Raw genomic sequence first — 19051 nt, forward strand, 5'->3', positions numbered from 1 at the left:
CTCCTCACATCATGTCCGGAATGGCGGGCTGGCGACGCTCGATCATGTCGTCATACCGCTTGCGGATCGCGTCCTTGGTCTTGTCGGTCAGCGGCAGGATGTAGAAATCGTCGCGCAGGATCGACTGATAGACCTCCTCGGCGAAATCCTCCGGCTTGGTCAGCGGCACTTCATGGCCGATCAGCATCTTCATCGCCGCCTGGAATTCGTCGACATTGTTGATGCCGGCGCCCGACGCGATGGCCGGATCGTCATATTCCTTCTGCAGGTTGCGGTGCGAGCTGAACAGGTTGGTGTCCACCACGTGCGGGCCGGGGAAGAGGATCGCCGCGCGAACCTGCGTGCCCGAGAATTGGAGCTGGTAGGAAAGCACCTCCATCAGCGCGATCAGCGCCGCCTTGGACGCCGAATAGGCCGCGCCCGACGGCGGGAAGACGATGCCCGCGCCCGAGGATGTCGCCGCGATCAGCGCTTCCTCGCCCTGCGCGATCAGGGTGGGCATGAAGGATAGCACGCCGTTCAGCGGCCCGAAGAAGTTCACGTCCATCGCCCAGCGATAGGCCTTTTCGGGCGTATCCCAGATGGTGGGGCCGCCGCCGCCGCCGACGCCGGCATTGTTGAACACCAGATGGACCTTGCCATATTCGGCCAGCGCGCGATCGCGCAGCGCGTCCACCTGCTCGCGCTTGGAGACGTCTGCCACCTGGCCGATCGCGGTGCCGCCGGCGGCCTTCACCTCGGCCACCGCGGCTTCCAGCGCGTTCGCTTCGATATCGGAGAGGACGACCTTCGCCCCGGCCCGCGACAGGCGGAGCGCGAGCTGCTTGCCGACCCCGCTGGCGGAGCCGGTTATTACCGCGACCTTATCCTTCAAATCCTGCATTTGCCTTCATCCTCTCATTTGATGTCGTTGGCAGGCTGACGGGGGGAGGGGATCAGCCCTCGGGCAGAGCCTCCCCGCGTTCGCGCGCGATCTTTTCAATCAGTGGAACGATCAACCGGTCGATTATGGTCTCGGTGTCGGTCGAATAATGTTGTGCCTGGGCGCGGATCAGCGGCAGCTCCTCCGGCGCATAATGGGTGAGCGCCGCCTGGACGCGCGCGGTGGAGGAGCGGCCTCGTGCGCGGCTCGCCCGCTCACGGCAGATCGCCACCGCGCCGGCGATCGCCAGCGCGCCGATATGGCTCTGTATCTCCAGCGCCTTTTCCGGGGTGAAGCCGCGCGTCACCATGCCCTGCAGGAACCGCTCGGCCACCTCCAGCTCGACCTCCGGCCCCAGGCCCGCATCGATGAACTGGACGATGATCTGCGGATAGCGGACGAGCTGGTCCTGGATGGCATGGGCGAAGGCGGCGATATATTTCGACCAGTGCAGGTCGCTCGCCTCGTCCATGTCGAGCGAGGAGACCTGCCGCGCGGCCGCCAGCTTCAGGAGCTCGTCGCGGCTGCCGACATATTGGTAGAGCGTGGCGGTGCCCACGCCGAGATGCTCGGCAAGGCGTTTCATGCTGATGGCGGCCAGGCCGATATCGATCGCGGCGTCGATCACCATATCCCGGGTGAGCAGGCGTGGTCGGCCGATCGAGCGGCGGGGCGCAGGCATTTCTCGAATCACATTCGGATACTCGTTCGGAAAGATCGGGACGTCAACCCCGTCGCGCCACGATCCGGCGACAGGGCCTTCCCAGACGGCCGGTGTCGTCCTATCGGCAGGGCCATGTCCATTCATATTCTCCTGACCGGCGCGAGCCGGGGTATCGGCGCCGCCATCCGCGAAAGCCTGGGCGGGTTGCCGGACGTCCGCGTGGTCGGCCAGGCCACCCGTGCGGCGGACGCGCAAACGATCGCCTGCGACTTCGCCGATCCCGACGCACCCGCGCGGCTGTGGGGCGAGGCGCTGGAGCGGCTGGACGGCCGGATCGACGTGCTCATCAACAATGCCGGCATCTTCGAAGCCACGCCGATCGGCCTGCCCGACGCCGAATGGCGCGCCGGCTGGGAACGCACCCTGCAGGTGAACCTGCTCGCCGCCACCGATCTCTGCCGCCGCGCGGTGCTCCATTGGCAGGAGCGGAAGGCCGGCGGCCGCATCGTCAATGTCGCCAGCCGCGCGGCGCACCGTGGCGACAGCCCCGATCATTGGCATTATGCCGCGTCCAAGGCCGGGCTGCTGGCGGCGACCAAGACGATCGCGCGCGCTTATGCCCGGCAGGACATATTGGCCTTCGCCGTCTGCCCCGGCTTCACCATGAACGGGCCGGCGGAGGAATATATGGCGAGCCGCGGCGGGGACAGGCTGCTGGCGGATATTCCGCTGGGCCGCGTCGCCATGCCGGAGGAGGTGGCCGAGGCCGTGCGTTTCCTCGCGCTGGAGGCGCCCGCGTCGATGACGGGGGCCGTGATCGATATCAATGGAGCAAGCTATGTCCGCTAAGCAACCGGTCGCCCGCAGGGGCCGCAGGGGCCCCGCGGCGGAGCCGAAGGGCGACGGCGTGACCGGCTTTCCCTTCGATGCCCCGCGCGAGGGAAGCTGGAAGCTGACGCTCCCCTGCACCAAGGCGGAGGCGGAACTGCTGGCGGACGACGTGCCGGCGCTGGCGCTGATCGATCCGATGCCGACGATCATGACCAGCGAGCCCGATCCGGCGCGGCCGGACGACTGGCAGCTCGACGTCTATTTCGAGGGGCGGCCCGACGATGCGGCCGTGGCGCTGGTCCGTTCGCTCGTGCCCAGCGCGGACGGTGTCGAGCCGGTGATCGCCCATATTCCCGAGGAGGATTGGGTGACGCTCTCGCAGGCGGGGCTGGAGCCGATCCACGCCGGGCGCTTCCACGTCCGCACCCCGGCCGCCACCGAGGCGCCGCCCGAAGGATCGATCGCCTTCACCATCGAGGCCGGCCGCGCCTTCGGCACGGGGCATCATGAAACCACCACCGGCTGCCTGCTGATGATCGATCGGCTGAAGCGCAACGGCCGCCGCTTCACCGACATCGCCGATGTCGGCACCGGCACGGGGCTGCTCGCCTTCGCCGCGCTGGCGGTATGGCCGCGCGCGCGGGTGATCGCATCCGACATCGATCCCGTCGCGATCGAGGTGACGGCGGAAAATGCGGCGGTGAACGGCATTCCGGCCAGGGAAGGCATGATCGGGCACGGCGCGGGCCGGATCGAGCTGGTGACGGCGCCCGGCCTCGCCCATCGCCGCCTGCGCGCGCGGGTGCCCTATGATCTCATCATCGCCAATATCCTGGCCGGCCCGTTGATCGAGCTGGCGCCGGTGCTGGCGGGCGCGCTGCTGCCGGGCGGGTCGCTGATCCTCGCCGGCCTGCTGGATCATCAGGCCGATGCGGTGGCGTCCGCCTATCGCCGGCAGGGCATGCGGCTGGCCGACACGATCGTGCGCGGCGACTGGCCGACGCTGCGGCTGGTGAAGCGCCATCGATGACTTTGCCGGCCGCCGGGGCGGCGGATGACGGATTGGGCTTGCGCCCGCCGATCCACCGCCGCTAAGGCCGGCATGTCGGGGAGTAGCGCAGCCTGGTAGCGCATCTGCTTTGGGAGCAGAGGGTCGCAGGTTCGAATCCTGTCTCCCCGACCATTTTCAAGTGACGGGATTTCACCCCTTTTCCCCGCGCTGGCCGATCAGGCCTCCCCTTCGTCCGGGGATGAGCCCGTCTCCAACTCGAGCCACTCCGCTTCGCTGCGAGGAATGATGGCTTTGGGTTTCCGCCGGAACATCCGCTTCAGCCATTGCCCGATTGCGGCGCATATGGTCCGAAAGGCGAGCCCTGAGCGGCCCCTTGCCTGAGATGCCGGCTCGCCAAGGGGAGATGGTTGGTTTCCGCTCGATGCTTGAAGCGCCGTATCTTTGCGCTCGCGAGCGCTGGCGCCATCCCCGTCGCTTTCCTCAGATGCGGCATAAGCGGTTTGTGTATTGGACATGATCCCAGACCCCCCGCTTATGAAGCCAGGCATGCCTTGGCGGGCGGAATGCCGCCGCTCAGGCCGATATCCTTGGCCCGGTCAAATTCGGTTGTGACGCCCACGTCGATGAAAAGCGCGTTCGCTGTCCGCATCTATGGCCCCTCGTTCTTTCATTGAGAGGCTTCCCGGACCAAGGCCCGGTGTTCGCATCCCCGCGCAGGTCGAGGCTTTGCCGTCGTTGGGCAGAGCCTTGGACATGCGCGACAGCCATCCGGCCGGAAAATCCGACCGGCCCGTGGCAATGGTTACGACGCCCCCCGCAGCCCGATTTGCGGAGCTGCCTCATCTTGATGGCAAAATGTCCGAAGGCCGTAAATAGAGATGTGGAAGATGTAGCCGCCAAAGGGCGGAGTCGTGTCGCGATATTTATCGGAAGGAATATTGGAGGCGCGGATATGAATGGGGGTAGGTCAGCTTATTGAGAAAGTGAGGCCCCAGAGATGTGGTGGCAAGGGGACTTCAGAATTCTGCGAATGGTAGCCGTGGAGCGGCACGTTCCTTGGTGAGGCCGAAAGTTTCTTGACCGAAACGCTGTGTCTGGAATTGTCAGTCGCGATATCGTCGCGTGATTGTGGATCAAGGGCCCATGGCCTCCTCGGGGTCTCGCCTGCCTTCATACGGCCATTGGTTTTTCGTCGGGGCTTTCGGTCCGGGGTGGTGCCCGTCAGGCCGGCAGGTCGCCGATCCAGTCCCGGCGCAGCCGGGGGCCGGCCAGTGCCATCAGCGCCGCCGCCAGCAGGTAGAGCGCCAGCGAATAGAGCATCGAATGGCGGAGCGCTTCGCTGCCGTAGATCGGGGCCAGCGCGTCGGAGAGGGCGCCGAGGGCGTAGATGCCGCCGCCGAGGCCGAGCAGGTTGTTGATCAGCAGGAACAGGGCCGAGGCCGTCGCGCGGGCCGGCGGCGTCACGAGATGCTGGATGGCGGCCAGCACCGGCCCCAGCCAGACATAGGCCATGGCCTGCGGCACGAGGAACAGGATGAAGGCCAGGCGCACGTCGGCGCTGTAGATGCCGATGGCGAAGAGCGGCACGCCGATCAGGAAGGCTGAAGCCGGCAGATAGGCGAAATAGGCGCGATCGCGCGAGCCCAGCCTGTCGCCCAGCCACCCGCCGAGCAGCATGCCGGCTACGCCGCCGATCAGCAGCACCGCGCCGATGAAATAGGATGTCTCCACCAGATCGAGCGCGAAGCTGCGCTGGAGCAGGCTGGGGAGCCAGAAAGCCAGCCCGTAGCCGAGCATCGAGCTTGTCGCCGCGCCGAAGGAGAGCAGCCAGAAGGAGGGCTTGCCCGCCAGCAGCCGGGCGGTGGCGAGCAGGCGGGGCGCTTCCCCGGCGGCATCGGCGGCGACCTTCCTGTCGCGGACGAGGAACTTGAACAGCGGCGCGATCAGGATGCCGGCGCAGCCGACGGCCAGAAAGGCGGCCCGCCAGTCGACCGTGGCGGCGATATAGCCGCCGGCGAGGACGCCGGCTGCCGAGCCCAGCGGGATACCGAGCGAATAGACGGAAAGCGCGAAGGCGCGGCGATGGCTGGGGAAATAATCGCCGATGAGGGCGTAGGACGGGGCGACGCCGCCCGCCTCGCCGATGCCCACGCCCAGCCGGGCGATGAAGATGTGCCAGAAATTCTGCGCGAAGCCGCAGAGCGCGGTGAAGCCGCTCCAGCAGATCAGCGAAAGCGTGATGACCCAGCTGCGGCGCGTGCGATCCGCCAGCCAGGCGAGCGGCACGCCGAGGGTGGAGTAGAGGAGCGCGAAGGCGACGCCGCCGAGCAGACCCATCTGGCCATCGGACAGGCCGAGATCGTGCTGGATGGGGGCCGCCAGGATGGCCAATATCTGCCGGTCGACGAAATTGAAGATGTAGACGACCAGCAGCATCGCCAGCACGACATTGGGCCGGGACGGCTTGGCGTTCATATCGATCCGTCCGGCAGGCCGCGCAACCAATGTTCGATCGCATCGAGCGCGGCCGGCTCGTCGAGCAGGGGCGCATGCCCCCGCGACGGCACCTCGACATGGGCGAACGGCCCGTCGTGGCGGCGCGCCATCTCCGCGACGGTGGCGGGGGAAAGAAGGTCGGAAAGGGCGCCGCGCACCACGAGCACCGGCGTGGCGGACAGGGCATCCCAGAGCGGCCAGAGATCGGGCGGGATCGTGCCGGGCTCGTCGCCGCCGATGCTGCCGGCGATGGCGGGATCGTAGGCGAAGCGGACGGCGCCGTCCCCATCCTCGCGGCAGGTGCGGCGGGCGAAGGCGAGCCAGTCCTCCGCCGTGAAACCGGGAAAGGCCTCCGCATTGATCGCGGCGCAGCGCGCGGCCGCCTCGGCCCAGTCCGCGAAGGCCGCGCCCGGCCCGACATAGCCCTGGATGCGGGCGAGGCCCGCGGATTCCAGTCGGGGGCCGATATCGTTGAGGGCGATGGCCGATATGCGATCGGGCTGCATCGCGGCCATCATCATCGCCATCAGCCCCCCCATGGAGGTGCCGATCAGGGTCGCCTTATCCACGCTCAGCCCGTCCAGCAGCGCGAACATGTCCGCCGAATAGATATCGGGCCGGTAATTGCCCGGATCGGCATCATGATCCGAAAGGCCGCGCCCCCGCTGGTCCGGCACGATCAGGCGGTATCGCCCGGCGAGATGCGGGGCCAGCGGCTCGAAATCGGCGCTGTTGCGGGTCAGGCCGTGCATCAGCAGCAGCGTGGGCCCTTCGCCCGGGTAGATGCGGGCGAAGAGCTCCAGCCGGCCGCACGCGCTGCGATAGCGGTGCGGCACGAAGGCGGTGGGATCGATCGTCACGAAAGGGCGCCGCGACCGCGTCAGAAATTATAGGTCGCGGTCACGAAGACCTGGCGCGGACTGCCGTAAAAGGCGGTCAGCGTGCCCTCCTTGCCGAGCGTCGGGATAAGGTTGCCGTTCGGCGCCGTTCTGAGCGCCCCGGTGACAGGATCGGCATCGAGGAAGGTATAGCCCGACGTCTTATACTGCTTGTCGAGCAGGTTGCGGCCGTGCAGCCCGAGGCTCCAGCGATTGTCCGGCGCGGTATAGACCAGGCTCGCATCCCACAGCGCATAGCCCTTCTGGTCGATATAGGGGTTGGGGATTTCGAACTGGTAGGTCTTGCTGCGGTAGGACACGGTCGAGCTCAGGCTGATCTCGCCATCGGCCAGGGGCGCGGCATAGGTGAAGGTGCCGCTGCCGGTCCATTTGGGCGTGTTCTGCACCTTGCGGAAATCGGCGACGTCGACCGGGCCCTGCCCGGGAACCTGCGTCACATATTCCTTATATTTGGCATCGATGTAGCCGAGCGAGCCGGAGAAGGTGATCCTGTCCCCCGCCATCGCCAGATCGCGGCCGAGGCGGGCTGTCGTCTCAAGCTCCAGCCCCTGGAAGCGCGCCTTGCCGGCATTGGTGATGACGCCGCAGAAGGTGGGGACGCCGTTGACCACGCAGCCCGACGATCCGGGGATCTGCACGTCCTTGTAATCCATGCGGAAAGCCGCGAGCGCCACATAGAGCGCGCCATCGAGCAGGTTGCCCTTGTAGCCGACCTCGTAGCTGTCCACCGTTTCCGGGCGGAAGCTGAGATAGGCGGCGATTTCCGAATCCTCGAGCACGCCGTCGCGGTTGAGATCGGGCGCGTTCACGCCGACGCCGCGCGGATCGAAGCCGCCGCCCTTGAAGCCCTGCGAATAGCTCGCATAGATATTGTGATCGCGGCTAGGCTGGTAGCTTACCGAGACGCGCGGGGTGAATTTGTTGAATTTCCGGCTGCCGTCGAAATCGGTGCCCGGCGCGCCGAGCGGCAGGCCGATCCCGCCGAACACCGGCGATCCGCCGCCGAGATAATTCTGGCGGAGAATATAGGCGCTGCGCTTGTCCCAGGTGTAGCGGCCGCCGGCCGAAAGGCTGAGCTGTTCGGTGAACTTGAAGGTGAAATCGCCGAAGATCGCATAGGTATCGGTATCCACATCCGCCTGGGTGAAGGCGGTGAGGCCGGGGAGCAGTATCGGATCGGACGTGAACAGCCGCACGTCGAACTGGGTATCGGCCTTGGCGGACAGATAATAAGCGCCGATGAGGCCGGTCAGCGGGCCGCCATTGTCATATAGCAGCTGGAATTCCTGGCTGACCTGTTCGTTGCGGTAATAAGCCGGGACGTCCACGTCGACGGCGGCCAGCGCATCGAAATCGATCGGCGAGGCGCTGTCGTCCTTGCGCCAGCCACTGATCGACCGCAGCGTGAAGCCGGCGCCGAGATCGGCGGTGACGTTCATGGAGAGGCCATATGCCTCCACATCCTGCTTGGGATCGTTGAGCGCGCCTTCGCTGTCATACACGTCCGACAGGACCGGCGTGCCGGAAACCAGCCCCGGGATCAGGCGGTGCCCGCCGCGCGGGTTGCTCTTGTCCTTGGTATAGTCGCCGGAGATGCGGATCTCCACCGGCGCGCCATGGCCGCCCACTTCCAGCGTGCCGCGTGCGCCCCACACATCCTTGTTGTAATTGTCGAGGCCGGTGGTGAGGTTTTTTCCGAAGCCCCCGCGCGAAAGCCTTGCCAGCGAGGCGCCGACGCGGACGATCGAGCCGATCGGCGCCGAAGCCGTGACCACGCCGTCCGCCTGATCGTAGCTGCCGTAGCTGCCCTTAACCTTGAGCGAGAATTCCTCCGGCAGCGGCTTCGTAACATATTTGACCGCGCCGCCGATGGTGTTGCGGCCGTAGAGCGTGCCCTGCGGACCACGCAGCACCTCGATCCGCTCGACATCGTAGATATCGAGCACGGCTGCCTGCGGGCGGTTGAGATAGACATCGTCCAGATAGATGCCGACGCCCTGTTCGAAGCCGGAGACCGGGTCCTGCTGGCCGATGCCGCGGATGAAGGCGGACAGCGTGGAGTTGGTGCCGCGCGAGGTTTCCAGCGTGACGTTGGGCGTGGTGAGGCCGATATCGGTAAGATCGATGGCGCCCGCCTTTTCGAGCTGCGCGCCGCTGAAGCTGGTGACGGCGATCGGCACGTCGATCAGCCGTTCCTCCCGCCGCCGGGCGGTAACGATGATGGCGGCGTCGGCTTCGTCGATCGAGACGGTCGGTTCGATCGATTGCGCCTGGGCCGTGCCGCCGGAGGCGAGGCCCGACGCGACCAGCACCGCCGCAAGACCGATATTTGCGCCACGCACGAGAAAACGGGCCTTGCCCATCGCATCACTCTCCCTGGTTTCGTTCTATTTGAGGGAGCTATATTGATAGTTGAACCATCTTTCAATATGGCTCGTTGCCATAGCATCGGTCAGCGGGTAGCTGTGTCTTCATGACCACATCAGAACCGTCCTCCGGGCCCGTCGGAAACAAGGTTCCGCGCACGGAGCGGGGGCGGCAGACCCTGCGCAAGCTGCTGGACGCCGCGGCCATCGAATTTGGCGAGAAGGGGTTTCACGAAGCCTCGATCATCGGCATCACCGGCCGGGCCAAGACGGCGCTGGGAACCTTCTACACCTATTTCGATTCCAAGGACGAAATCTTCCGCGCGCTGGTGACGGACCTGAGCGATCGCGTGCGATCCACGGTGGGCGCGGCGCTGACCGGCAGGGCGGACGGCGGCGCCCTGGAGACCGAGCGCGAGGCGCTGGCGGCTTTCCTGCGCTTCGCCGGCGAGCATAAGGAAATCTACCGGATCATCGACGAGGCCGAGTTCGTCGACCCCGCAAGCTATCGCAGCCATTACGAATCGACCGCGCGGCGCATCTTCGAGCGATTGCAGGCCGGCGGCCGATCGGGCGAGCTGCGTACCGATCTTCAGGAAGCCCATGCCTGGGCGATCATGGGCATGAACGTGTTCCTGGGCCTGCGCTACAGTATCTGGTCCGAAGAATTGCCGGCGGATCAGGTCGCCGAAGTAGCCCGATCGATATTGCAGGACGGCATTACCCGGCCTTCATTCTGACCGGTTCTGCCCGTCATTTTCGGGCGTCCGCATTAATCGTTTGATATTTGGTGAACATCTTCACAAGATACTGCGCCCGATAGGGCATGTTGCGCGGCCAGATTTTGCGGGAGGCGTCGATCGCGTTCCCGCGCATGCTTCGGGAGCCCAGCCATGCGCCTGCTTGCCCGCCTGTTCGCCGCGATCCTCCTCCTGATCGGACTGGGCCTTGCGCTTGGCGGCGCATGGCTGGCCGCGCTGGGCGGATCGCCTTATTATCTGCTGGTCGGGCTGGCCTATATGGCGGCCGCCTTCCTGGCATGGCGCGGCCGCGCGGCCGCCCTGTGGCTGATGGCGGCGATCATGGCGGCGACGCTGGCCTGGGCCTTGTGGGAGGCGGGGCTGGATTATTGGGCGCTGTTCCCGCGCCTGATGGCGCCGCTGGCGCTGACGGGGCTCGGCCTCGCCTTCCTGCCTTCGCTGGTCCGCACGGGTGCGCGGAAGGCGGCTTATGCCGGCGCGGGGGCCTGCGGCATCGTCTTCGCCGCCCTGTTCGCCTTCGCCTTCGTGCCGCATGGCGCGATCATGCCCGCGGCCGGCGCGACCTATCCGGTGAGCAGCGGCAGCAACGGCCCGGACAATTGGATTTCCTACGGCAAGACGACCGAGGGGCTGCGCTACACCGCTTATACCCAGATCAACCGGGAGAATATCAGCAAGCTGCGCCCGGCATGGACGTTCCGCACGGGCGACAGCGGCCCCGGCATCGACCAGAACACCCCGCTCCAGATCGGCGACACGCTCTATACCTGCTCGCGCAACAACCGCATCGCCGCGATCGACGGCGACAGCGGCAAGCCGCGCTGGACCTTCGATCCCCAGGCCAGGTCGCCGATCTGGCAGCGCTGCCGGTCGCTGGCCTATTTCCACGACGATGCGAGCGCGGCGAACGCGCCCTGTGCCGACCGGATCATCGCCACCACCATCGATGCCCGCCTTTTCGCGCTGGATGCCCGCACCGGCGCGCGCTGCCCCGGCTTCGGGCAGGAGGGCATGGTCGCGCTCTCGCAAGGCATGGGGCCGATCAAGCCCGGCTATTATTTCCAGACGTCCGGGCCGCTGGTGGCGCGCAACCTCATCATCATCGGCGGCTGGGTGGTCGACAATCAGGAGGTGGGCGAGCCTTCCGGCGTGATCCGCGCCTTCGACGTGCGCAGCGGGGAACTGGCCTGGGCCTGGGATCTCGGCAATCCGGCCATCACCAAATTGCCGCCGCCGGGGCAGACCTATACGCGCGGCACGCCCAATATGTGGACCACCGCCGCCTATGATGACCGGCTGGGGCTGATCTACCTCCCGCTCGGCAACGCCACCCCCGATTATTACGGCGTCGGCCGCGCGCCCTGGGCGGATGCCTATAATGCGACGCTCGTGGCGCTCGACGTCGCCACCGGGCGGGAGCGGTGGAAGTTCCAGACCGTGCACCACGACATCTGGGATTATGATCTGCCGGCCCAGCCCGCGCTCATCGACGTGGCGGACGGCCGCGGCGGCAAGGTGCCCGCCTTGCTGCTGTCCACCAAGCGCGGCCAGCTCTTCCTGCTCAACCGCGCGACCGGCGCGCCGCTAGCGGAGGTGGCGGAAAAGCCGGTGACGCAGGTGGGCGCGGCGCCGGGCGAGCGGCTCTCGCCCACCCAGCCTTATTCCGTCGGCATGCCGGTGATCGGTGCCATGCGGCTCAGCGAGAAACGGGCGTGGGGCATGACGATGTTCGATCAGCTCGCCTGCCGCATATCCTTCCGCCAGCATCGCTATGATGGGGATTTCACCCCGATCGGGCTCAGGAAGGCGCTGGAGCAGCCGAGCAATGTCGGCGGGCTCAACTGGGGCAGCCTTTCGGTCGACGTCGCGACCAACCGGGTGTTCATGAACGATATCCGGACGCCCGCATCCTACCGGCTGGTGCCGCGCGCCGACTATCCCGCTTACTCGAAGAAGGTGCCGAGCGACGGCACCGGCCACGGCCCGTCGCCGCAGGCGGGCACGCCCTACGGCATGGGCACGATGCTGTGGATGAGCGGGCTGGGCGTCCCCTGCGTGCAGCCGCCCTTCGGCACCATCACCGCCATCGACCTCGACAGCCGCAGGATCGCCTGGCAGGTGCCGGCCGGCACGGCGGAGGAGCTCGGGCCGCTGGGCCTGAAGCTCGGCCTGCCGATGCCGATCGGCATGCCCACCTATGCCGGCACCTCGGTAACGGCCGGCGGCCTCCTCTTCTTCGCGGGCAGCCAGGATTTCTACCTGCGCGCCTATGACACCGCCACCGGACGCGAGCTGTGGAAGCATCCGCTGCCGGTGGGATCGAGCGCGACGCCGATGACCTACATCTCCCCCCGGACGGGGCGGCAATATGTGGTCGTGTCGGTGGGCGGCGCGGCCCATTCCGAGGCGGTGGGCGATTATGTGATGGCTTTCGCCCTGCCGCCGGGCTGATCGGCCTGGCTTGCATTTTTGTTCTCTTTATGTTCCATTCGACCCATGGCGATCAACGGGCGTGGAGCGACGGGCAACCGGACCAGCCGGCGTTTCGGCCTTCCCGAGCGGGAGGCCGACGGCGACTGGCTGGACGACCGTGAGGCGGTGGACGGGCCGCCGCCGCGGCGGTTGTGACGGCGCTGACCCCGCGCACGATCATTACCTACAATAAATCGCCCAACATCGGCTTCGATCGCTCCATCAACTGCGATCATCTTACATACACTTACAGATTTTAGACATTTATTGACGGTGGAACAGGAGAGCGGTAGGATAGGGATATGGCATTTTCTTCTCCTGACCAACAGCGTGCGATCCTGTCACTCAGCTTCGAGCAAGCATTGGATGGCTTTATCTATTATCCAAACGCTTGGTCCGGAGGAGTTCCAGTCACTGCCGAAGAACGAGAAGCCTACCTAAACACACCCATGATTGGGTCGCGTAGAGAATGGCGAAAATCGATCGAAGGCAGGCAAACTCTTCCTCGACGACCCTACTGGCCCACGCTACTCAAAATCCTTGCTGTGATGCCTATGAGCATGACGATATTTGGGTTGGCATTTGGAGCAATAATTACGCTGTTAGGTTTCAATGCGGAAAACAGGTTGGCTGGGGCAGCTTATGTGACGGGCGGCAGCGCTTTGATGATCTTCGGACTTTCCATCGTTGTAGCCCGCATTTTTGCTCGACGTTCTTAAGAGTGATATTTGGTCGCAAGGCATAATCCAGCTTGACCATTTGTTCTCTATATGTTCCAAATTCGCAATGCGTAGGGAACGTGGACGAGGCGCAACGCACAATCAGGCGAGCAGACGTTTCAATTTGCCTGAGCGAGAGGCAGATGGGGATTGGCTGGATGAGCAAGAAGTTGTGGATGGCGGAATTCCTAGGCTTCGCACGACTGTTACCATCCAGCATCCGCGTACGATCATCACGCGAAACAGCTCGCCAGATATCGGATTTACCCAGTCCATTAACTCTTTTTCGGGTTGTGAGCATGGCTGCATCTACTGTTTCGCGCGGCCGACGCATGCCTATCACGATCTGTCGCCGGGTCTGGATTTCGAATCGCGGTTGTTCGCCAAGCCCGATGCCCCGGCGCTGCTGCGGCGTGAGCTGATGAAGCCCGGCTATCGGGTGGGGCCGATCGCGATGGGGACGAATACTGATCCCTATCAGCCGATCGAGGGCGAATGGCGCATCACGCGCGGCATATTGGAGGTGCTGGCGGAGACAGGCCATCCGCTGACGATCACCACCAAATCCGATCGCGTGATGCGGGATATCGACCTGCTGGCGCCAATGGCCGAGAAGGGGCTGGCGGCTGTGGCGCTTTCGGTGACGTCGCTGACGCCGGAGATCGCGCGGACCATCGAGCCGCGCGCGCCGCGCCCCGAGCGGCGGCTGGCGGCGGTGCGGGCGCTGCGGGCGGCAGGCGTGCCGACCTTCGTATCGATCGCGCCCGTGATCCCGGCGATCACCGATCATGAGATGGAGCATCTGGTGGAGGCGGCGGCGGATGCAGGCGCGATCGGTTGCTTCTTCATCCCCGTGCGCCTGCCGCATGAGGTGGCGCCCCTGTTCCGCGCCTGGCTGGATGCGCATTTTCCCGACCGCGCGGCCAAGGTGATGGGGATCATCCGCGACATTCGCGGCGGGCGGGACAATGATCCCGGATTCCACAGCCGGATGAAGGGGGAGGGCGCCTGGGCAGAGCTGATGCGCACCCGTTTCCACATCGCCTGCCGCAGGCACGGCCTCGTCAATCGCCACGTCCCGCTCAGGACCGATCTGTTCCGCCCGCCGGAAGGCGACCAGTTGAGATTATTCTGACCGAAAAACGGTCGAAATCCCGCAACAAGGGCCTATGATCGGCAGGAATCGAAGAATTGAGGCCGCAAGGCCGGAATGAGGATGACATGAGCCCGCTTCGCCCGATCGCCGCCGCCCTGATCGCCGGCCTGCTGGCCAGCGGCGCGACCCTGCCGGCGCTGGCGGCCGCCCCGGCGCCCCAGCTCCGCGCGACGGTGAGCCCGGAGATTTCGCCGGTGCTGGAATATGTGCGCGCGCGGGCGGCGGATTCGGCGGGCCTGACGGAGCTTGCGGCGGTGGGCTATGGCGCCGCGCTCGCGGCTTCCCCCGATGACGAGCTGATCGCCACGCGCGCCTATCGCCAGGCGATGATGGCCGGCGATCGGGCGCTGGCGGTTCGCGCGGCGCGCATCCTGGATGCCAAGGACAGGCTGCCGCCCGATGGCGAGATGCTGCTGCTGGTCGAGGCGGTGGCCGCCAGGGACTGGGACGGCGCGGATGCGCTGGCCGACCGGATCGAAAAGGACCAGGTGTTCGCCTTCACCGTGCCGGTGCTGCGCGCCTGGATCGTGCGCGGCCGCGGCAAGGGCGATCCGCTGGAGCCGCTGGACGGCGCGCGCCGGGCCGGCGGCATCGCGGCGGCCTATGCGGCCGAGCATCGCGCGCTGCTGCTGATCGCGACCGGCCAGCGCGACGAGGGCGTGGCGGCGGTGAAATCGCTGACCGGGCCGGGCGGGCGCGGGGCGTTGCGGCTGCGCATCGCGGCGGCCGCGGCGCTGGTGAAGGCGGGCGATCGTGGGCAGGCCCTGGCCCTGCTGGATGGCGAGGAGCCGCTGCTGGCGGTGGCCCGCCGCCGGATCGCCGAGCGCAAGCCCCTGCCGCCCGGCGTTTCCACGGCGCCGGAAGGTTTGGCCGAGCTGTTCACCCGCGTGGCCGTGGACATCAACCGCGAGCGGGTGACGCCGATCGCGCTGACCTTCGCGCGGCTGGGCACCTTCATGGCGCCCAAGCATGCCGAAACCTGGCTGGTGGCGAGCGAGCTGCTGACCGCCCAGGAACATTATGGCACCGCGCTGAAGATATTGGACAATATCGGGCCGCGCGATCCGATGGCGGAAGCGGCGCGGGGCCAGCGGATGGAGCTTCTGGTGAAGCTGGGCGATCGCGAGACGGCGCTGGACGAGGCGCTGAAGACGGCGCGTCGATCCACCGAGCCGGCGGCGTGGACGCGGGTGGGCGGCATCTACAGCCAGCTCGACCGGCCGGCCGACGCGGCCGAAGCCTATCGCCGCGCGATCGATCTTGCCGGAAGCGGCGACGGCGCCGGGCCGCGCTGGACGCTGCTGCTGCTCCTGGGAAGCTCGCTCCACGAAGCGGGCGACTGGGCGGCGGCGCGCCCCGTGCTGGAGGAGGCGGCGAAGGCGGCGCCGGACGAGGCGGTGGTGCTCAACTATCTCGGCTATGCGCAGCTGGAGCGGCGGGAGAATCTGGCGGAGGCGCAGACCCTGATCGAGCGGGCGAGCGAGCTGCGGCCGGATGATTCCGCGATCACCGATTCGCTTGGCTGGACGCATTATGTGCGCGGCGACGTGCCCCGCGCCATCGAGCTGCTGGAGCGCGCGGTGGAAGGCGAGCCGGGCGAACCGACGATCAACGAGCATCTCGGTGACGCTTATTGGTCGGCCGGGCGGCGGCTGGAGGCGCGCTTTGCCTGGCGCGCCGCGCTGGTGCATGCCGACGACAAGGAAAAGCAGCGGATCGGCGCCAAGATCGACATGGGCTGGACGCCCGAAATGGCGGCTCCCTGAGCGCGATCGCCGATATCGGCCACGCCAAGATCAACCTTGCGCTGCATGTCCGCGCGCGGGGCGGCGACGGCTATCATGCGATCGAGACGATCTTCGCCTTCGCGCGGGATGGGGACGGGCTGGCGGTGGCGCCCGACGACGATCTGAGCCTTGCCATTGATGGGCCCTATGCTGCCTTTCTGGCGGCGGAGCCTGCGGAGACCAACCTGGTGATGCGCGCGGCGCGGGCGCTGCGGGGCGCATTCGGCGTTTCGGCGGGGGCCGCGATCCGGCTGGACAAAAGGCTGCCGGTGGCCTCGGGCATCGGCGGCGGATCGGCCGATGCTGCTGCCGCCTTGCGTGCGTTGGCGAGGCTGTGGGCGCTGCCGGCGGATGATGCCCGGATCATGGCGATCGCCGCGGAGCTGGGTGCGGACGTGCCGGCCTGCGTGGCGAGCCGGACGGCCTGGGCGGACGGGCGCGGCGACCGGCTGGTTGCGATGGCGGGGGCCGAGGCGCTGGCCGGAATGCCGCTGCTGCTGGTCAATCCCGGCGTCGCTTGCCCGACGGGGCCGGTGTTCCGGGGCTGGGACGGCGTGGATCGCGGGCCGCTGGAGCGGGGCGATCCCCTGCGGGCGGCGCTGGCCGGCCGGAACGATCTGGAGGCGCCGGCTAGGGCACTGGTGCCAGAGATAGGCGAGGCGATCGGGTTGATCGCCGGCATGCCGGGGGTGGTGCTGGCGCGCATGTCGGGATCGGGCGCCACCTGCTTCGCCCTTTTCGCCGAAGCGGTCGATCGCGATGCCGCGGCCGGCCGGCTGATGGCCGCGCGGCCGGGCTGGTGGTGTCTCGCAACGGCACTGATCTGACCCGACCGTCCCGAAACGGGACGGGGCGTTCCGCCGAAAGCCCCGGCTTTCCGCCCTCCGCCCATATGGCATGACGCTTGCTGATCGTTACGGCAGCGGATCGCTGCGCGCGCGGCGGTGCATCCATCCGCGGGCGGCCGGTCCATCCCCCATGATGCAACCCGCCGTCAGGGGGCGGCGGTTCCTTGCGGAGCCGCCGCCCTTCCCCTGCCGGACCCGGACCGGCGATATCTATCGGGACGGAAGCTGATCCGCCTGCCCGGCGACGAGATCGAGGGGCATGGGGCCGTTCGCCAGCACCAGCGCGTGGAATTGCCGCCGGTCGAAACGCCGGCCGCGCGCCTTGGCCATCGCGTCCCGTATCTCGAGCAGGCGAATCTGGCCGAGCTTGTAGCCCAGCGCCTGCGCCGGCCAGGCCATATAGCGTTCGATTTCCGCCACCACGCGGCTTTCCGCCACGCCGGTGACGTCGCGCATATAGGCGATGGCCTGTTCGCGGCTCCAGCGCATCGCATGCATGCCGGTATCGACGACGAGGCGGACGGCGCGGAACAATTCGTCCTGCAGGCGGCCGAGATTGCCGAGCGGGTCTTCGGCATAGGCGCCCATCTCGGCGGCGAGCTGCTCGGCATAGAGGCCCCAGCCTTCCTGATAGGCGTTGAAGCTGGCGATGCGCAGCAGCAGCGGCGCCTCGCCCAGCGCCAGCGCGATGCAGCTCTGCGTATGATGGCCGGGCACGCCTTCATGGTAGCTGAGCGTGGGCAGGCGGAAGCGGGCGACGGCGTTCATGTCGCGCAGGTTGATCCAGTAGGTGCCGGGGCGCGAGCCATCGAGCGACGGGCCATCGTAGAAGCCGCCTGGGGCGCCATCCTCCGTCGCCAGCGGGATGCGGCGGACCTCGAGCGGCTGGGTGGGGATCAGCGCGTTGGGCAGGATTTCGGCATAGCGCTCCTCCATCTGGTGGACGAGGCCGCGCACATAATCGAGCAGGTCGGCGCGGCCCCGATCGCTGTCGGCGAAGAGGTTGGCCGGATCATGGGCCAGCGCATCCATGCGCGCGCCGATGCTGCCCCGGGTAAGCCCCCGCGCGGCGAGCAGATCGCCCATGGCGGCGGAGATGCGCGCCACCTCGGACTGGCCGATCGCATGGATATCCTCCGCCGGCAGGTGCGAATCCGCCAGCGCCAGGACGTTGGCGGCATACAGCGCCTCGCCCTGCGGCTGCGCCCACAGCCCGGCCTCCGCCCGGCCGCGCGGCAGCATCGCAACCATCTGCCGGCGCAGCGCCTGGAAGGCGGGCCGCGCGCGCTTGCGGAGCGCGTTGATCGCGCGTTCCTCCGCCTTCGCGCGGAAGCTAGCGTCCAGCCGGGCGGCGTCGGTGCGGGTGCGCAAGGCCGCGATCAGGGGATGATCCGCCTCCGGCCCGGCCAGGAAGGCATCCAGCACCGGCAGCGTCCTGGCGATCAGCGCGGCGGGCGGGACGGCGCCGGCCGCCTCGTCCGCCCGCACCTTTTCGATCACGCCGGCGAAGGCCGTGGGGAAGCTGTCCAGCTTGGCGATCCAGGCGTCCACCGCCTGCGGCGTGGCGAGCGACTGCTGCGCCTGCATCGCGTTCGGCGTGTCGATGTGCGGGCCGGCGATCTGGGTGACGAGATAGGGCACATGGCCCGAAAAGTTGAAGGCGTTGATCCGGCCATAGGGAATGGCGGCCGACCGGTTGGCATTGGCGAGGATGTTGGCGGCGGTGGCGAGGCGCAGGCGGGCGAGATCATCGTCCTTGCCGCAGGCGACGGGCGCGAGATCGGCCGCCGCCTGGGCGAGCGCGGCCCGCCAGGCGGCCTCGCCGGCCGGGGAATAATCGTCCAGCCGGGTGGCGAGCGGGCCGCCGACATCGGCATCGGCGACGCCGTTATAGACGGCGGTTTCGGGCGTATGGGCCAGCAGCCGATCGGCGATCGCATCCAGCGGCGCACGGATCGGGCAGGGGGGCGGGGGCTTGGCGGCGGCGGGCGAAAGCAGCGAGGGCGCGGCCCAGGCGGCGATCGCGCCGCCGCCCAGCAACCTCATGGTTTCGCGCCTTGTTCCGCCCCGATCCATCCGATCATCCCCATGCCCGTGAATTGCAGTGGTGACATCCGC

Annotated in this window: 14 protein-coding genes, 1 tRNA gene and 1 pseudogene; 10 read left to right on the top strand and 6 right to left on the bottom strand. The window is 67.3% G+C overall.

Going from position 1 to position 19051, the window contains the following annotated elements; translation table 11 throughout:
- Positions 1-4: 4 nt before the first annotated feature.
- Together G432_RS16425 and G432_RS16430 are read right to left on the bottom strand one after the other, a co-directional pair.
- Positions 5-883 (bottom strand): SDR family NAD(P)-dependent oxidoreductase, encoded by an 879-nt coding sequence (locus tag G432_RS16425; protein ID WP_015459943.1) that lies wholly within the window; start codon positions 881-883, stop codon positions 5-7.
- A gap of 52 nt (positions 884-935) precedes the next feature.
- Complete coding sequence (locus G432_RS16430) at positions 936-1604, bottom strand: TetR/AcrR family transcriptional regulator (protein WP_236626801.1); 669 nt, start codon at positions 1602-1604, stop codon at positions 936-938.
- Between the two features lie 114 nt (positions 1605-1718).
- Here G432_RS16430 and G432_RS16435 point away from each other — a divergent pair, with 114 nt between their 5' ends.
- From G432_RS16435 to G432_RS16445, 3 genes are all read left to right on the top strand, one after another.
- Positions 1719-2435: an SDR family NAD(P)-dependent oxidoreductase gene (locus tag G432_RS16435; protein WP_015459945.1), complete on the top strand. Its 717-nt coding sequence runs from the start codon at positions 1719-1721 to the stop codon at positions 2433-2435.
- Positions 2425-3447 (top strand): 50S ribosomal protein L11 methyltransferase, encoded by a 1023-nt coding sequence (locus G432_RS16440; RefSeq protein WP_015459946.1) that lies wholly within the window; start codon positions 2425-2427, stop codon positions 3445-3447. The genes G432_RS16435 and G432_RS16440 overlap by 11 nt, the downstream gene beginning before the upstream one ends.
- 76 nt (positions 3448-3523) lie before the next feature.
- Positions 3524-3600, top strand: a tRNA-Pro gene (locus G432_RS16445).
- A 1050-nt stretch (positions 3601-4650) separates the two neighbouring features.
- On the opposite strand, the gene G432_RS16450 is transcribed toward G432_RS16445, so the two are convergent.
- Genes G432_RS16450 through G432_RS16460 form a run of 3 tightly spaced genes read right to left on the bottom strand, consistent with a single transcriptional unit; the run spans position 4651 to position 9187 of the window.
- The gene (locus tag G432_RS16450; RefSeq protein ID WP_015459947.1) at positions 4651-5904 is read right to left on the bottom strand and encodes a spinster family MFS transporter; all 1254 of its coding nucleotides are present in this window, start codon (positions 5902-5904) and stop codon (positions 4651-4653) included.
- Positions 5901-6785, bottom strand: coding sequence for an alpha/beta fold hydrolase (locus tag G432_RS16455; RefSeq protein ID WP_015459948.1), 885 nt, complete (start codon positions 6783-6785; stop codon positions 5901-5903). Before G432_RS16455 ends, G432_RS16450 begins: the two co-directional genes overlap by 4 nt.
- Positions 6786-6805: 20 nt before the next feature.
- Positions 6806-9187: a TonB-dependent receptor gene (locus G432_RS16460; RefSeq protein ID WP_015459949.1), complete on the bottom strand. Its 2382-nt coding sequence runs from the start codon at positions 9185-9187 to the stop codon at positions 6806-6808.
- Between the two features lie 110 nt (positions 9188-9297).
- Between G432_RS16460 and G432_RS16465 the strand changes: the two genes are divergently transcribed.
- The 7 genes and pseudogenes from G432_RS16465 (at position 9298) to G432_RS16485 (ending at position 16912) form a co-directional block, all read left to right on the top strand.
- Positions 9298-9930 carry a TetR/AcrR family transcriptional regulator gene (locus G432_RS16465; RefSeq protein ID WP_015459950.1) on the top strand — a complete coding sequence of 211 codons (633 nt, stop codon included), beginning with the start codon at positions 9298-9300 and terminating at the stop codon, positions 9928-9930.
- Between the two features lie 153 nt (positions 9931-10083).
- Complete coding sequence (locus tag G432_RS16470) at positions 10084-12402, top strand: membrane-bound PQQ-dependent dehydrogenase, glucose/quinate/shikimate family (RefSeq protein WP_015459951.1); 2319 nt, start codon at positions 10084-10086, stop codon at positions 12400-12402.
- Between the two features lie 45 nt (positions 12403-12447).
- A pseudogene (locus G432_RS24135) lies at positions 12448-12659 on the top strand (PA0069 family radical SAM protein); the annotation flags it as partial.
- A gap of 66 nt (positions 12660-12725) precedes the next feature.
- Entirely contained in the window at positions 12726-13142 is a 417-nt protein-coding gene (locus G432_RS23370; protein WP_144062068.1) for a hypothetical protein, read from the top strand.
- A 67-nt stretch (positions 13143-13209) separates the two neighbouring features.
- Positions 13210-14277 carry a PA0069 family radical SAM protein gene (locus tag G432_RS16475; protein WP_041864967.1) on the top strand — a complete coding sequence of 356 codons (1068 nt, stop codon included), beginning with the start codon at positions 13210-13212 and terminating at the stop codon, positions 14275-14277.
- Positions 14278-14363: 86 nt separating this feature from the next.
- On the top strand, positions 14364-16064 hold the full coding sequence (locus G432_RS16480; protein WP_015459953.1) for a tetratricopeptide repeat protein: 1701 nt from the start codon (positions 14364-14366) through the stop codon (positions 16062-16064).
- Positions 16061-16912 carry a 4-(cytidine 5'-diphospho)-2-C-methyl-D-erythritol kinase gene (locus tag G432_RS16485; RefSeq protein WP_187294065.1) on the top strand — a complete coding sequence of 284 codons (852 nt, stop codon included), beginning with the start codon at positions 16061-16063 and terminating at the stop codon, positions 16910-16912. Before G432_RS16480 ends, G432_RS16485 begins: the two co-directional genes overlap by 4 nt.
- 231 nt (positions 16913-17143) lie before the next feature.
- Here G432_RS16485 and G432_RS16490 read toward each other — a convergent pair whose 3' ends face one another.
- Positions 17144-18979, bottom strand: a complete 1836-nt coding sequence (locus tag G432_RS16490; protein ID WP_236626802.1) for a DUF885 domain-containing protein — start codon at positions 18977-18979, stop codon at positions 17144-17146.
- Positions 18980-19051 lie beyond the last annotated feature (72 nt).

This window comes from Sphingomonas sp. MM-1 (genome assembly GCF_000347675.2).
GTDB lineage: Bacteria > Pseudomonadota > Alphaproteobacteria > Sphingomonadales > Sphingomonadaceae > Sphingomonas_E > Sphingomonas_E fennica.